This window comes from Flavobacterium chuncheonense, assembly GCF_042686145.1.
GTDB classification, from domain to species: Bacteria; Bacteroidota; Bacteroidia; order Flavobacteriales; family Flavobacteriaceae; genus Flavobacterium; species Flavobacterium chuncheonense.
Genome location: NZ_JBHUPC010000012.1, coordinates 611,439 through 627,738 on the forward strand (window position 1 = coordinate 611,439; position 16,300 = coordinate 627,738).

Here is a 16,300-nt window from a genome sequence, read left to right on the forward strand (position 1 = left end):
GTTATTTTCTTATAACGATTAAAAATGAGTTACCGTCAGTAACTTCATTCTGAATTAAATTGGCCTCTATTACTTTTAAACGCGAATTAATATTCTTTAAACCAGTTCCTTTTGAATTCAGATACATTTCTTTGAAATTGTATGGAGTTCCGTTGTCTTGAATTGTTATTTTTAAAGCCTGCGCTTCATCCATAACATTTACCTTAGCTTCAGAAACATTTCCATATTTCATCATATTCGTTGTAAACTCTTGAAGTACGCGGAATAACTCATAAGCCATTTCATTAGTCATATCGACATAACGACTATTGAAATTTAAACTAAAAACAGCGGAGTTTTTGCTATTCAAACGTTCAAAATAGTCTTGTAGAGCTACAATAAAACCTTCCTTTTCAAGTAAAGGAGGCATCAATTTATACGATACAATTCTGGTATTTTCAAGTGCTGCTTCTACTCCACTCTTTATTTCAGCAAACATTTCTTGTTTTTCAACATCTTGCTCTGTCTTTAGTAAAATAGAAATAAAATTTCGAATTGCATTTAAATCTCCAGATACTCCATCATGAATATCCGCAGCAATTCTTTGACGCTCTTTTTTCTCACTTTCAAGCGAAGTTTTTAACATTAATTCTGCTTCCTTACGCTTCATTTTTAAAACGTAAGTCTGATAAAAAACAGACAAAAAAAGTAGCACAAGTACTAATACAATTATCAGCCCTGACCCTATAATGATTAATGTTCCAATTTGATTTGAACTCTCCAAACAGTAATTTTTATCTCCTTAACAATCAAAATTAAAACTAAAAAACTTATAAAAAACAAATCTTTCAATTCAAATTTTAGTAAGATTTAGAGGATAAAATTACAAAAAAGTTTCGAACGGGGTAAGAAAAGTACAAATAGATTTAAGTAACTCTAACTTTTGCCTTATAAACAGTAATACTGACAATTAAGCGAGTCACAATATTTAAAACACCTATGATTACCCAAAATTTACGAATCCCTACATTCTCTTCCCTTAAGTAATCAGCGGTTAACAGCACTAAAAATGACCCCGTAAAGAAAATTAAAAAAGAAGAAATATAATAAAAAACTGAACGCCTATACAAAGGGGTATCCTCCATTTTTCGAAAAACTTCAATAAACCACTGCGTACTAGCATACAACGTAAATATTACCATCAATAAATTAATAGGCATATCATCATAAAACTGTTGATCCAAAGAGAAATCTTTCAATAAATAGAAATAAACTACAAAATATATACACCCCAAAATCTTGAGTAATAATTTATATTCTAAAACTTTATAAAAAAAATAGAATACCACATAAAACTCAAAAAAACAATAAAACCTAAACCAAATTGCAGTATGAATTCCAAAAAAATTTACATTCAGTTGTTCAAACATTGATCCTGCAAACATTAATACAATATAAGGCAAAAGGTAAACCGTTTCTTGATTTACCTTTTTGTTTAATATATAAATTACCAACGGTAATAATCCTAAAAAAAAGCCTATTTGAGAAGTATAACTTAATAAATCCACATTAACGGTTTAAAGGGCTATTTGCATCACAATCTGGAGGACAAGGCACACTACGGTCCATTATCAAATCTATCATATCTTCTCCATCACTATTTACTCCAACAAAAACAGGTGACAATCTCTCCGCATCATTATCGTATCCATAGTACATACGAATTCCAATACATCCGTCTTGTTTCAATAAATTTTGAACATTTTCAATTCCAATAAAAGAAGCTTTAATTTCACTTGGAAATTTAGCCTTAAAATCATCTACTAATGTTTCTGCCTCAGTTAATGAAATCTGGGCTCCTGAATTTGGTGTAACAGCCATAAAATTTGAATTATAATTATTGTGTTAATATAAGACTTTTCTCTCTTTTAAAAAAATTACTATTTATTAAACATCAATTTAAAAACAGACCATACAATTTTAAATGCAATAAACATATAAGCAAATGCAATAAAAATGTAAAAATTTGAATCTAGTAGAAAAGTAAGAATTAATGCCAAAGTAAGACATCCTATAGAAAAAGACATTGAACTAAAATATACGTCCTTCTCAGAAGCGTTGGGCTGAATGCTATAGATTGGTAATATACTTGATATACAAATATTAACGATAAACCAAACCAAAGAAAAAACCAAACTTGTCAAAATAATCATGTAAAAATCAAAATCAAGTAAAAATGGATTTTCTACTTGGTCAACCATATTGTGCTTAAACAGAAAAAAAGCAATTAAAAAATAATGAGCTTGACCAAAAACTGACAATAAAGCGGTTTTAGTACTTATTTGCAACTCGTGTACGTTTCTGACTAAACTCATTATTTTTTACTTTTTAACTTATAAAATATCAAACTGATCAAAAATAAAATACTCTTGTTTGATTTATGATTCAAATTTAGAACGAAATATCGCAGTAAACAATACGTATAATTACGTATTTACATACCTATTTATACGTATTTACCATAAATTTGAGTAGTTATTCCTACAAAATAGCTCGAAAAAACAAAAAACACACCCAAATCTCAAATCAATTTATAAAAAAAAATTAAATTAGATACACTAACCAAAAAAAGTATTTTATGATTTTTAATCCAATTGCTGCTTTAGTAGCAGCATTATCAACCTTTCTTGTAGGTTTCATTTGGTACAACCCAAAAGTATTTGGAACAGCTTGGATGACAGAAACAGGAATGACAGAAGAAAAAGCAAAAAAAGGTAATATGGCTAAAATTTTTGGTCTTACTTTTATTTTATCCGTTATCATGTCATTTTTCTTACCACTCATTGTCATTCACCAAAGTGGTGTTCTACAAATTGTTAATGGTGATGCAACTAACCCTGCTTATATGGCTTATATGGAAGTTGTTGGTGAGAACCATAGAAGTTTTGGTCATGGTGCGTTACATGGACTCATGACCGGTGTAATGCTAATCCTTCCAGCTGTAGCCATAAATGGTTTGTTTGAACAAAAGTCTTGGAAGTACATTTTAATTACAGGAGGATATTGGGTGGTCTCTTTAACTCTCATGGGGGCAATCATCTGTGGATGGAAATAAAAAAACAGTCTCTTAACATTTAATTCACTATAAATCGTCCTATTTTTAAGGACGATTTATTTTTTACTTTGAAAAACATCTCCTTTAAAATATTCAACACTATTGCTAGTCTCCCAAAAGAATGGGATGAAGTTGCCCATAGCAATCATTTTCTACAAACATCTTATTTGAATGTCTTGGAACAATCCGCACCTGTAAACATGGAATGCTTTTACATTGGTGTTTTTGAAGAAAATATTTTAATAGGTACTTGCCTAGCACAATATCTCGATTTGAACAAATTGGAATCTTTCGGAGAACGCGATAATTGTCTAAAAACCAAGGTTAGAAATTTTATTTTCAAAAATTTTGCTTCTCATGTCCTGTTTTTAGGCAACAACATGATAACAGGTCAAAACAGCTTTGCTTTTTCAAGACCAATTGACATTGAAAAAATCAGTAGTATTTTAATTGAAAGTTCCGATGCTATAATTGAATACTTCCAAAAGAAAAACATAAAAATCCACATCGTTTCATTTAAAGATTTTTACACTGAAAAAGCTAAAGAACTAAAAATGTATAATTTTAAAAACATCTATGAGTTCCATACGCAACCCAATATGATTTTTCAAATTGATGAAAATTGGAAAACAAAAGATGATTACTATAATGCTTTAAACAAAAAATACCGCGACCAATACAAAAGAGCTCACAAAAAAATAAACGGAATTGTATGCAGAGAATTAGAGTTAGAAGAGATTATTCGTTTTGAAAGTAAAATATACCAGTTGTATCATTATGTTGCAAAAAATGCGCCTTTCAATACTTTTTTCTTAAATGAGCATCACTTTTCTACCTTTAAAAGGCAATGTGGTAATCGCTTTAAAGTATTTGGGTATTTTTTAAATGCTAATTTGGTCGGTTTTCATTCATTACTTTTAAATGGTGTCGTTTTAGAAACTTATTTTTTAGGTTATGATGAAACTGTTCAAAAGGAAAACATGCTGTATTTAAACATGCTGTACAACATGACCAAATTCGGGATTGAAAATCAGTTTGAAAAAATAATTTTTGGCAGAACCGCCTTAGAAATCAAAAGCTCTATCGGTGCTAATCCTATTCAAATGTCAGGTTTTATTCTACACACCAATAGTTTCATCAATAAATATATTGCCAGAATTTTTAATAGTTTGGAACCCGAGGTGAATTGGCAACAACGCCACCCTTTCAAATAAAAAAAGACTTTTTTGGCATTTTCAAAAAAGTCTTCCTTTATTCATCACTAATTAAATTGTTCCAGTTCCATTTGCACATTTTCCCAATCTTCTAAAAGCTGATCCAATTCGCGTTTCTTTTTTTCGTAAGCCGTAAAAAATGACGCATTTTCAATTAACTTATCATAATGAGTGGCCAATTCTTTATCATCTTTTTGAATGTCTTTTTCCAATTGCTGGATTTGACTTTCAATTTTACTTAATTTGTTTTGAAGCGACTTCGTCTTCTTTTGTTCTTCGTAAGAAAGATTTTTAGTTTGTGAATCTTTTGGCTTCACTACTTCATCCTTTTTCTCAATAGCACGCATATCATTTGCGTTACGTTGTTCCAAGAAGAAATTGATATCCCCCAAATACTCTTTTATTTTTTGGTCTTTAAACTCATAGGTTACATTTGCCAAACCTTGTAAGAAGTCACGGTCGTGCGAAACTAACAACAAAGTTCCTTCATACTTTTGTAATGCAGCCTTTAAAACGTTCTTAGACTTAATATCTAAGTGATTCGTAGGCTCATCCATCAACAATACATTTATAGGCTGTAAAAGCAGCTTACATAATGCTAAACGATTTCGTTCCCCTCCTGATAGCACTTTGACTTTTTTCTCTACATCATCACCCCTGAACAAAAATGCACCAAGCATATCGCGTACCTTCGAACGATTGGAGTCTAGAGCGGCTTCAAGCATGGTATCTAAAAGTGTTTTTTCACCATCTAAATACTCCGCTTGATTTTGTGCAAAATATCCCAATTGCACATTGTGTCCTAACTTAATAGATCCTTGATATTCGAACTCATCAACAATAGCTTTTATAAAGGTAGATTTACCTTGACCATTTTGTCCCACAAAAGCAATTTTACTACCACGCTCTACTAATAGGGAAATATCCTTTAATATTATTTTATCACCATAGGCTTTGGTTACATGCTCTGCTTCTACCACAACTCGACCGGGCGTTTGAGAAACTGGGAAAGAAATATTCATAACCGAATTATCATCTTCATCCACCTCAATACGTTCAACCTTATCAAGCTTTTTAATTAACGATTGCGCCATGGAAGCTTTAGACGCTTTTGCACGGAATTTTTCAATTAACTTTTCTGTTTCTTCAATTTTTTTAGCTTGATTTTTTTGAGTAGCCAATTGCTTTTCGCGAATCTCTTCACGAAGTACTAAATATTGAGAGTACGGTTTATTATAATCGTAAGCTTTACCCAAAGATATTTCGATGGTTCTATTGGTCACATTGTCCAAAAACATTTTATCGTGAGAAACAATTACCACTACTCCTGGAAACGTTTTAAGAAAACTTTCCAACCAAATGATACTTTCAATATCCAAGTGATTAGTTGGCTCATCCAATAAAAGAATATCGTTAGACTGTAATAACAATTTAGCCAATTCAATACGCATTCGCCAACCTCCAGAAAAAGTAGAAGTTAAATTATTGAACTCTTCCCTCTTAAAACCTAAACCAATAAGAATCTTTTCAGTATCGCCAACATAATTATACCCTCCTAAAACTTCATAATGGTGAGTTACGTCACCCAACTCCTCAATTAAAGCTCCATACTCTTCACTTTCGTAGTCCGTTCTAGTAGCCAATAGATGATTGATTTCTTCGATACGAAACTCCGCAACTTTAATAGCTTCAAATGCTTGGTACGCTTCTTCTAAAACAGTTCGTCCCTCTTCAAAATCAATATCCTGACGCAAAAAACCTAATTGCACTTCCTTTTCAGTAGCAATTGTACCAGAATCGGGTTTAAAGTCACCTGCTAAAATTTTCAACATTGTTGATTTTCCTGCTCCATTTTTTCCAACAAGTCCAACACGATCTCCTGAACCCAATCTAAAAGTTACCTCTTCGAAAAGATAGGTTCCACCAAAAGAAACCGACAAATTATGTATGTTTAGCATGTGATTTTTGTTACAATTGTTACACATTTACTGTAAAGTAAATAGTATATTTGATTAAATTTTTTGCAAATGTTAAAAAAAGGATCGAAACTAAATAGTATTTTAACAGGAACTTGTCCAAAATGTCAGGAAGAGAGTATGTATTTGGATCAGAATCCCTATAAATTAAACAATATTTATAAAATGTACGACTCTTGTAGTCACTGTAAAACACATTACAAGATAGAACCTTCATTTTTTTATGGCGCTATGTATGTGAGTTATGCCTTAGGAATTGCATTTGCTGTAGCTGCATTTATAATTACATATGTATTTTTAAACACTAGTCTTAAAACGGCCTTTATCGCTATTATTGTAACATTAGTCGTTTTTATGCCTATAATTATGCGATTATCAAGAAATATATGGATTAATATTTTCATTCATTACGATGAAAACTGGAAACAAAACAAAAAAAAAGAGCTATGATTTAGCTCTTTTTTTATAGATGCGTTCCACATTAATATCATTTTCCAATGGAATGTTGTTTTCAATACAATTATATAGTTGTAAAGCTAAATAAGGCGCTAGCATAACGCCTCTGGTCCCTAATCCATTCAAAACAAATAATGTATCATGAATTGGATGTTTTCCTACTAAAGGTCTTCTATCTTTAACAGTAGGTCTTACACCAGCAAAGTGTTCTAAAACTTCAAAATCGCAACTGATTAAATCTTTTAAATTATCAATCAATTCCTTTTTTGCTTCTTCAGTAGGCGTGTTCGATTTGTCTTGCCAATCATACGTTGCTCCAACTTTGTAAATATCATTCCCAATTGGCAAAACAAAAATATTTGATTTAACCACTCTATCAAGGTTCAAATTCGGGATTCTAACATGCAACAATTCTCCTTTAGTTCCGTCTAAAGGCAAATCATTAAAGTATGGATTAGCATGTAAACCAAAGCCCTCTGCAAAAACGATATGTTTGACTTTAACATCATTGTATAAAACATGATCTTCTTCAAATTGAATTGCTTTATAATCGAATGCATCTGCAGAAAAGCTACCTATAGAATTCAAATATGCAGCATAAGCAGTAACTAAAGTCTTTACATCCAAATAACCGGTCTCTAAAACTTCTCCATAGTGGTAGGGAGCTGAAATATAGTCAAATGTATTAGGCACTAAGTGTGTTGATAAAAAACGTGATAAATTGGGTTTATCTGCCGCTGCAAACCAATTATTTTGCTCTTCGATAGAAGCAAGCCTTCTGTAAATTGGCATTTTGTAATCAAACTGGGTTTGCAATTTCGATTCTAACACTCCGTAAAAAATGGTTGCCAAATCAACTTGTTCACTAGCTTTCCATACTTCACTAAAGCGTTTTAAAACCACAGGATTGTAGAGTCCTCCCGCAATCTTAGAAGAAGGTTGCGAATTATTATCAAAAACCAAAACCTTTTTACTAGCACGTAGCGCTTGCTCCGCAAAAGCAACACCTGCTATACCACAACCTACAATTAAATAATCTATCATAGTGCAAAAATAAAAAAACTCTCATCGCTAGATGAGAGTTTTTAATGAATTGGAGAAAAATTATATTAATAATTCCACATGTCTTGTTCGAAATCGCGAATCTTTTCTTTAACACGATCAGATTCTAATAACTGCATCTGAGCGTTTTCTTGCATATAATCTTTGATCATACGATCTCCATAAACGTTCTCTTCTTGGTAAATCACAGCGTTAAAACGACGTGAATTCAACAAATGATCGAATGTAAATGGCATTGCCGAATTTCTATCGTTGAATGCTTTTGCTTTGTGAAGTACTCCACGAGCAGCTGGGAAATACACCCAAAATAACTCAACGTAATCTTTCTCGTCATTGTTCATTGTATAAACATCTGGAACCATAGGACAAACTCCTAACATTCTGTATTTCAACTCACCTTGACGCTTGTCAAAATACCAATATCCTACAACTTTATACGAATCAACATGATAAGCTTGAATTTCTACTTTGTTGATAAATTCTTCTGGCACTGCTTCACCAGCATTAATATACTCTCTAGCCGTATCAGTAGTATCAACAAACACTAATGAAGCCTCAATATCCTTTAAAGATTTCTTTTGAGTAAAATAACTAGAGTCATAAACCTCAGTTAGCGTACTATCTCTAATAGCAGAAACTAAAACATCGTAAAGTGGCCTTCTATCCGGACCTAAATCACCTTCAACAGGAAAGTATAACGGAAAGTTAACACGCTCATCTAAGTCGATGATTTCCCATGTACGTTTACCCATAAGGATATCTCTATCCATAACATAACCGTAAGGTAGTGGGTTATCATTTTCTGCTACTAATTCAGCTTGTGTTTTCTGACCAATTTGATCAGGAGTTTTTGCATTTAAAAGATTAGACTGTGCAAATGTAAAAGTTGAACTTAAACCTAATGCTACTACTAATATAAGATTTCTCCAATTCATATTTTTTATTCTAATAGTTTATAAATAAACTCAATTATTTGAAAATTATTGTATTTCAAAAGTACAAGGAGTTGTTTTCTTTAACAATAAAGAACTTCCTCTTAATTTTGTTTTAATTTCAGAGATTACAATAATATCTCCTCTAGAAGCTTTTCTAATAACTCCTTTTGCTCTATCATCCATTTTTGATCCATTAACTACAACTGTTGGTTGACCTGGAACTTTAATGTTGAATTGCGTAACATCGATTCCTAATTCGAAATCAAAGTCTTCTAACTCAGCTGTAATTGTAGAAATTTCAGCATTTGCTTTCGATCCTTTAGCAGCAACATCTCTACGGATTTTACCTTGTGGAGCAGGAATATCTTTGATACGGAAAGTTTTCTTGTCAGCAACTTTTTGACCATCAGGTAAAGTACCCGTAACATTAATAGTTACTTCACGTCCTGAACCTGGGTTCATGTTGTATTGACCTGGCTTACCAGCTTTCACTAAACCTGGTGCAGCAGCACTAACTTTATCAGCAGAAATACCAGCAAATGAAATTGTCATTGGGTTAGTTACACCACGATACACAACATTCATTTTATCAGCAGAAATAGTAGCTGAATTTGGTTTAGGTACTACAACATAGTTTCCTTTGATGTCAATATCAACTGGCTTACCTTCTTCCATGAAAGTGAATTTACCATTAATGTCATGCTCACCAACATTTCCTGTATTGAATCCTAAATTAACTTGACCATCAACTAATGATTTAGCTAAATCAACTTCTTGTCCGTTAACAACAACTTTAGTTGGTACTGTAGATTTGTCATAACGACCTAATACAACTTTACCTTTAAATTGCTCACCAGCAAAGAAAGCTGATTTTTCAGGAATTACAATAGCTTGGTAGTTTTTAAAAGAAGCAGCTTCTTTTAAAGTGTTACCCATAAACACATTGTAAACTCCAGCTTCAATAGTCTTAACATCATTTTGGATAGCTCCTAACTTAGCCACAGTAGCAATAGCAGGGAAACCTTTAAAATGATAATCTAAGTACTTTTTATTAACACCTTCTCCGTCTTTGATATCAGAAGTAGTAAACTTAGCTTCTAATTCTTTAACGATTGGTTGATAAGCTGGTAAATTACCAATTACAGCTTTTATAGCATTTTTATACTTATCAAACTCAGCGATAATTTCTTTTCCTTTTGGAGAATATCCATCTCCTGCGAACCATGCCTCATCAATTGTAGATTTATCCATAGCCTCATATGGCAATTTACCATCTTCTGACTTTTCAAATCCTCCTTCAATTTCATTCTTAATTCCACCTAAGTAGTTATAGAAATCGTTTGAAGCTTTTGCAATTTGATCTGCTTTCTTTTTAGCTTCAGCAAAACGAGTTGGATCATCACTAGCCTTAGTTTCTAAAGCCCCTAATAATTTATTATTATAATCCTTTTGATTTGTATTTGCTGTTTCAAATTTTTCGTTCATTAATCCGAAAGCCGTTAATACTTCTTTCGACATATTTAATGCTAACATCGCGATGAAAACCAGATACATCAGGTTAATCATCTTCTGTCTAGGGGTTAATTTTCCTCCTGCCATTTCCTAATTAGTTTTTTTTTAATTAATAGTTTGTTTAAATTAAATGATAAAACTAATTATCCTCTGTTGTTCATAGCAGAAAGCATTCCTCCGTAAACTGCATTTAACGATGCAATGTTAGAAGTCATCGATTGCATTTGCTCTTTTAATTTAGCAGCGTTATCAGCGATTTCTTTGTTAGCCTCTGCGTTTCTTGTAGCACTTTCTAATTGTACTTTGTATAAGCTATTTAAAGCTTCCATTGAACTAGCAGCTGTAGTCATTTCTTCAGCATATTTCTTTTGAGAAGCGATAGCATCTACAGTAGGAGCAATTCCTTTAGCAGCACCTTCAAAATTTTTGATACTTGTTCCTAAGCTTTCCATTAAAGCACCGTCAATTTTAGCTTCTTTTAAAATGTTGTCTAATTTTTGAGACAATAAACCTTGAGCATCAGTTGGGTTTTCTTTTTTCTTTCTTGAAGTTGGCTCACCACCAGCTAATTCAGGGTAAACTAAAGACCAATCTAGATCTTTCTCAGGAGCTTCAAATGCCGACAAAGCAAAGATGAAAGCCTCAGTTAATAATCCAACGATAAGCATTGGTCCTGCACCTGGCCAGTGCATCAATTTGAATAATGCTCCAACGATTACTACTGCCGCTCCCATTCCGTAAAGGAAATTCATCATTTTTTTACTTAAAATTGCCATAATAAATAAATTTTAGTTAGTTAAGTTAATATAAATTATAAAATTGGTTAAAATACTATTTTGGTCTAGCTCCAGTAGCTGCAGTACCCATGTAATCCTGAACTGTTCTGAAACCGATATAACTTCTTGCCGAATCAGCATACTCGAAGTCACGAGTTGAAACTTGTAAAAAATAACCCACGTCTTTCCAAGAACCTCCTCTTACAACTTTACGTTGATTTTTACTATCTGGAACGTTTGGATTCATTGTAGAAACAAACTCATAAGCCGTTGGATCATAAGCCGACTGTGTCCACTCCGCAACGTTACCCGCCATATTGTATAAGTTAAAATCATTTGGTTCATACGATTTAGCCTCTACAGTATACAACGCACCATCAGCTGCATAATCTCCACGGTTTGGTTTAAAATTAGCCATAAAACAACCTCTGTCATTTTTAGCATAAGGACCACCCCAAGGGAATTTTCCAGATTCAATTCCGCCACGAGCTGCATATTCCCACTCAGCCTCTGTTGGCAAACGGAAAGAGTTGATTTGATCTCTACCTTTTTGTTTTTTAATAAAACCGTTTTTATACATCGTTCTCCATGCACAAAATGCCTTAGCTTGATTCCAGTTCACACCTACCACAGGATAGTCTGCGAAAGCTTGATGCCAGAAATAGTCATTGTGCATTGGCTCATTATATGAATAAGCAAAATCTTTAATCCAAGCCGTAGTATCAGGATAGATTTCAATTGGAGGATTCTCCTCATACAAACCTTTTCTTCCTTTTTTCTTAACCGCTTTATTCCAATCCACTTCCTTGAATTTAAACATAAGCTTAGAAACATCAACAGTTTTTAACCCATTGTACGATTCAGACTCTGGAAGATACATTGAATCCATTACCTCAACATAGTACTCATCTGGATACTTTTGAGGATCTAAAATCAACTTAGGTTTATCTTTACCACTTTTTAATTTTCTACCCGCATACATATCATCATCTGTACCAACGCTGTAGTAATTCTCATACATATATTTGTCATATGGAGACATCTCTTCAACATTAGCATCTGCGAAAGCATAATCTCCTATACTTCCAGCATTTTTTCCACCACCATCAGTTGAAGTTTGACCAACCTCATCTGCTAGAATAGCCAATCTCGTTCTAATAATAGAATCTTTTACCCATTCCACGAACTGACGGTATTCACTATTAGTAATTTCTGTTTCATCCATATAAAACGAACGAACAGTAACAGTTTTTGTTGGCGCATCTTGAATATTAGCTAAATCATCATCTGATTTACCCATAATAAACGCTCCACCTGGAACTAGAGTCATTCCGTAAGGCTTTTCAGGATTCCATTTCCTCCCTTTAACACCTACTAATTCTCCTCTATCTCCTTTACCACAACTGATAAACAGGGACAAGATTGCTGTAAATGCAACTAACTTCTTCATATAAATTTGGGTTAAATGTATTTTACTTTTAAGGGCGTAAACCTATTCAATAATTTTGAGAAAAACAATTTTTTTTCAAAAAATGCTTAAAAAAATCTTAAATATTACAAAATATAACTTCATCAAGATCTTTCTAGCCTTTATCTAGAGCAGATTACGCCTTTGGGCTTTCCACCAACGCTCCGGTATTTCTTGTTCGCAAGCTCCTAAATAATCATCATACGAACAAGGTAATAACGTATTTCTTTTTAATTTATTGTTAACATTATCAAGAAAAGGTATTTCGATCCACCATCTTCCAGTAATATCACTCTTATAAAAAACCAATTCTTCATCATCAATTGGCACTATATACTTCAAATAACTATCTTTTGTTCCAAATGGATACTCGTATGAACGAAAAGCAACACCTTCTACAAAGTACCACACAATTTGTGCAATTAAACCTTGTTCATTCATTGTATTTTCAAAATCAAAAATTCCAAAAGAAGAAACTCGATCGCTAATACCTCCGTATCGCGCTAATGCACAAATTTCCTTACCATTAAATCCGTTTGGCTCAAATGTAGTAAAATTCCCCGAAAAAGCAGATTCTACACTACTTAAATCGATACTTATTAAATCAGCATCTCTAAAAACAGGTTCTGCTAACTTCAAATCATTTGAAATTGCACCTAAACGGTACGCTTCAAAATACAACTTCTCTAGTAAATCTATCTCTTCTTGTGCATTATAATACGTCTGAAAACCCAAATTACTATAATTAAACAAATTATTTGGTTCTTCAACTACTATACGTGACAAATATGATTTATTCAAATTTGAATTCTCCTTAGCAAAATCAAACTGATTATCAACTGCTACTAAATTCACCATTTGATCAAGGTTATCATAAGCCCTATACATAGGATAAGTCAAATCTTGACTACCTCCAATTACAACTGGGATGATTTTTTTTCGCATCAAGTCTTCACAAATAGAACTTACTAAAAAATAAGTATCCTGTATTTCCGCTCCTTGTTGAATTGTTCCTAAATCTACAATTGAAACTTTCCAATTACCAGGAAACAGACTGTAAAATTTCTTGCGAAAATTAAAGTATCCTTCATCGTAATTATCTACTCCCCCTCCTCTGTACTCATTTACTGTTATGATAGCAACAGTTACATTATCCAGATTAGGAAATTCCTTTTTGGTATGAAAAACAGTCTTTCGACCTAACGACTGCGGCGACAAATTACCAACAAACTCAACAAACTCATCACTTACGGGTTGTAAAAAATCAAAAACCATTCTATAATGTTATTTCTTTTTTGTTGTCGTTTTCTTCGCAGTAGTCTTTTTAGCAGCTGTTTTTTTGGCTGGAGCTTTCGCTTCTATCATCTCTTTAACTGCCTCTAAAGTCAATTTCGTTGGGTCAATATCTTTACCCAATTCAATTTTCACTTTACCTTTTAAAATAACCGATCTACCCCAACGGGCTTTTTCAACACGAATTCCTTCTTCTTCCCAGTTATGAACTAGTTTATCTTTTTCTTTTTGTAATTTATCTTCAATCAACTCTTGCACATCTGCATTTGATAAATTATCAAAATTGTATTTTTTATTTACATTAATAAACATTCCATTCCATTTAATAAATGGCCCAAAACGCCCCACCCCTTTTTGCACTGGCAAACTTTCATAAGTTGCAATAGGCGCATCAGCTTGCTGCTTTTCTTTTATTAACTCAATAGCTCTATTCAAAGAAACATCTAATGGCTCCTCGCCTTTTGGCAATGAAATAAATGTCTTACCAAAACGAACATAGGGACCAAAACGCCCATTATTCACTTCCACTTCCTCTCCTTCATATTGACCTAACGCCTTTGGAAGTAAAAACAACGTTAAAGCCTCCTCTAATGTAATAGTTCCAATATTTTGGTCTGGCAATAAACTTGCAAATTGCTTCTCTTCATCTTCCGCATCACCAATTTGAGCCATAGGACCAAATTTCCCCAAACGCACCGAAACAGGTTTATTCAGTTGTGGATGCATTCCTAAAACACGCTCGCCACTTTCTCTATCAGCATTTTCTTCAACATCTTTCACTTTCGGATGGAAATGACTGTAAAAATCTTTCATCATTTTTGTCCAATCCTCATTACCGCCTGCAATCTCATCAAAATCTTGCTCAACTTTAGCCGTAAAGTTATAATCTAAAATTGTATCAAAATTTTTAACCAAGAAATCATTTACTATGATTCCGATATCTGTTGGAACTAATTTCCCTTTATCCGAACCCGTATTCTCGATCAAGGCTTTTGACTTAACAACACCCGATTCTAAAATCAATTGTGTGTAATTACGCTCCTGACCTTCAAAAGTCCCCTTCTCAACATAATTACGATTGATAATTGTAGAAATTGTTGGTGCATAAGTAGACGGACGTCCAATACCCAACTCTTCCAACTTCTTAACTAAAGAAGCTTCGGTATAACGACTAGGAGGTCTTGAAAAACGTTCAGTAGCTGTAATATAATTATTAATCAACTTTTCATTCACTTGCATTGCAGGCAACATTCCTTCTTGTTCTTCTTCATCGTCATCATGTCCCTCCAAATACACTTTCAAGAAACCTTCAAACTTAATTACCTCACCCGTTGCAACAAATTGCTCGTTATGATTATTCGCATCTATCTTTACATTTGTGCGCTCCAATTGCGCATCACTCATCTGTGAAGCAATGGTACGTTTCCAAATTAAATCGTATAGACGCGCTTGATCTCTATCTATGTTAATTGTATGACGCGACATATCTGTCGGACGAATAGCCTCGTGTGCTTCTTGAGCTCCTTTGGCTTTAGTATTATAATTTCGTGGTTTACTAAACTCTTTTCCATAGTAACTTTCAATTTCCGCTTGAGCAGCACTCATTGCTTCATTTGACAAGTTAACACTATCGGTTCTCATATAAGTAATCAAACCGGCTTCATACAAGCGTTGTGCAATTTGCATGGTAATACCTACAGGCAAATACAACTTACGAGCCGCTTCTTGTTGTAATGTAGAAGTCGTAAATGGTGCCGCTGGAGATTTCTTTGTAGGCTTTGTTTCCAAATCAGCAACTTTATAAGAGCTCCCTACATTCTTATTTAAAAAATCTTCTGCTTCTTTTTGTGTTGAAAAATTCTTAGGTAATTTTGCTTTAAAAGCCTTTCCTTTTTCATTTGTAAATTCTGCAACTACACTATACGAAGCTTCAGCTTTAAAGTTTTGAATATCACGCTCACGCTCTACTATCAATCGCACGGAAACAGATTGCACTCTTCCTGCCGACAAACCTCCTTTTACTTTTTTCCAAAGTACCGGAGATAATTCATAACCTACTAATCGATCTAATACTCTTCGTGCTTGTTGTGCGTTTACCAAGTTATAATCAATCCCTCTTGGATTCTCGATTGCTTTTTGAATCGCTGTCTTAGTAATCTCATGAAAAACAATCCGCTTAGTTTTAGATGCATCAAGTTTTAACTCTTCTGCTAAATGCCAAGCTATCGCCTCTCCTTCGCGATCCTCATCGGAAGCCAACCAAACCATATCGGCTTTTTTCGACAAATCTTTTAGTTTCTTAACCAATGCTTTTTTATCTGCTGATACTTGATACTTTGGTTTAAAGTCATTCTCTACATCTACCCCAATTTCTTTTGAAGGTAAATCTGCAATATGCCCGAAACTCGATTCCACTTGATAATCCTTCCCTAGAAATTTCTCGATAGTTTTTGCCTTTGCAGGTGACTCTACGATTACTAAATTCTTTGCCATTTTCCGATTTTGTTTGTCGCA

At 33.3% G+C, this 16,300-nt stretch carries 15 protein-coding genes; 3 read left to right on the forward strand and 12 right to left on the reverse strand.

What is annotated here, in order from left to right; translation table 11 throughout:
- Window position 1: 1 nt before the first annotated feature.
- The 4 genes from ACFS5J_RS06810 to ACFS5J_RS06825 form a co-directional block, all read right to left on the reverse strand.
- Window positions 2–649, reverse strand: coding sequence for a sensor histidine kinase (locus ACFS5J_RS06810; protein WP_379811324.1), 648 nt, complete (start codon window positions 647–649; stop codon window positions 2–4).
- A gap of 256 nt (window positions 650–905) precedes the next feature.
- Complete coding sequence (locus ACFS5J_RS06815; RefSeq protein ID WP_379811325.1) at window positions 906–1,223, reverse strand: hypothetical protein; 318 nt, start codon at window positions 1,221–1,223, stop codon at window positions 906–908.
- Window positions 1,224–1,548: 325 nt separating this feature from the next.
- Window positions 1,549–1,860: a hypothetical protein gene (locus ACFS5J_RS06820; RefSeq protein WP_379811327.1), complete on the reverse strand. Its 312-nt coding sequence runs from the start codon at window positions 1,858–1,860 to the stop codon at window positions 1,549–1,551.
- A 59-nt stretch (window positions 1,861–1,919) separates the two neighbouring features.
- The gene (locus ACFS5J_RS06825) at window positions 1,920–2,354 is read right to left on the reverse strand and encodes a hypothetical protein (RefSeq protein ID WP_379811328.1); all 435 of its coding nucleotides are present in this window, start codon (window positions 2,352–2,354) and stop codon (window positions 1,920–1,922) included.
- A gap of 263 nt (window positions 2,355–2,617) precedes the next feature.
- On the opposite strand from ACFS5J_RS06825, the gene ACFS5J_RS06830 reads away from it, so the two are divergent.
- Both ACFS5J_RS06830 and ACFS5J_RS06835 read left to right on the forward strand, forming a co-directional pair.
- The gene (locus tag ACFS5J_RS06830; RefSeq protein WP_379811329.1) at window positions 2,618–3,094 is read left to right on the forward strand and encodes a DUF1761 domain-containing protein; all 477 of its coding nucleotides are present in this window, start codon (window positions 2,618–2,620) and stop codon (window positions 3,092–3,094) included.
- Between the two features lie 68 nt (window positions 3,095–3,162).
- On the forward strand, window positions 3,163–4,308 hold the full coding sequence (locus ACFS5J_RS06835; protein WP_379811330.1) for an 8-amino-7-oxononanoate synthase: 1,146 nt from the start codon (window positions 3,163–3,165) through the stop codon (window positions 4,306–4,308).
- 47 nt (window positions 4,309–4,355) lie between these two features.
- Here the strand turns inward: ACFS5J_RS06835 and ACFS5J_RS06840 are convergent, their stop codons facing one another.
- Window positions 4,356–6,266, reverse strand: a complete 1,911-nt coding sequence (locus ACFS5J_RS06840; RefSeq protein ID WP_379811331.1) for an ABC-F family ATP-binding cassette domain-containing protein — start codon at window positions 6,264–6,266, stop codon at window positions 4,356–4,358.
- A 69-nt stretch (window positions 6,267–6,335) separates the two neighbouring features.
- Between ACFS5J_RS06840 and ACFS5J_RS06845 the strand changes: the two genes are divergently transcribed.
- Window positions 6,336–6,734, forward strand: a complete 399-nt coding sequence (locus ACFS5J_RS06845; protein ID WP_379811333.1) for a DUF983 domain-containing protein — start codon at window positions 6,336–6,338, stop codon at window positions 6,732–6,734.
- Here the strand turns inward: ACFS5J_RS06845 and ACFS5J_RS06850 are convergent.
- From ACFS5J_RS06850 to topA, 7 genes are all read right to left on the reverse strand, one after another.
- Window positions 6,729–7,784, reverse strand: coding sequence for an NAD(P)/FAD-dependent oxidoreductase (locus ACFS5J_RS06850; protein ID WP_379811334.1), 1,056 nt, complete (start codon window positions 7,782–7,784; stop codon window positions 6,729–6,731). The genes ACFS5J_RS06845 and ACFS5J_RS06850 overlap by 6 nt on opposite strands.
- Window positions 7,785–7,849: 65 nt before the next feature.
- The gene (gene porN, locus ACFS5J_RS06855) at window positions 7,850–8,737 is read right to left on the reverse strand and encodes a type IX secretion system ring subunit PorN/GldN (RefSeq protein ID WP_379811335.1); all 888 of its coding nucleotides are present in this window, start codon (window positions 8,735–8,737) and stop codon (window positions 7,850–7,852) included.
- A 45-nt stretch (window positions 8,738–8,782) separates the two neighbouring features.
- Window positions 8,783–10,336 carry a type IX secretion system motor protein PorM/GldM gene (gene porM, locus ACFS5J_RS06860; RefSeq protein ID WP_379811336.1) on the reverse strand — a complete coding sequence of 518 codons (1,554 nt, stop codon included), beginning with the start codon at window positions 10,334–10,336 and terminating at the stop codon, window positions 8,783–8,785.
- 56 nt (window positions 10,337–10,392) lie between these two features.
- On the reverse strand, window positions 10,393–11,025 hold the full coding sequence (gene porL / locus ACFS5J_RS06865) for a type IX secretion system motor protein PorL/GldL (protein ID WP_379811338.1): 633 nt from the start codon (window positions 11,023–11,025) through the stop codon (window positions 10,393–10,395).
- Between the two features lie 55 nt (window positions 11,026–11,080).
- On the reverse strand, window positions 11,081–12,475 hold the full coding sequence (gene porK / locus ACFS5J_RS06870) for a T9SS ring complex lipoprotein PorK/GldK (protein ID WP_379811340.1): 1,395 nt from the start codon (window positions 12,473–12,475) through the stop codon (window positions 11,081–11,083).
- Window positions 12,476–12,619: 144 nt separating this feature from the next.
- A complete protein-coding gene (locus ACFS5J_RS06875) occupies window positions 12,620–13,768 on the reverse strand; it encodes a formimidoylglutamase (protein WP_379811341.1) in 1,149 nt (382 codons plus the stop codon).
- Between the two features lie 9 nt (window positions 13,769–13,777).
- On the reverse strand, window positions 13,778–16,279 hold the full coding sequence (topA, locus tag ACFS5J_RS06880) for a type I DNA topoisomerase (RefSeq protein WP_379811342.1): 2,502 nt from the start codon (window positions 16,277–16,279) through the stop codon (window positions 13,778–13,780).
- Window positions 16,280–16,300 lie beyond the last annotated feature (21 nt).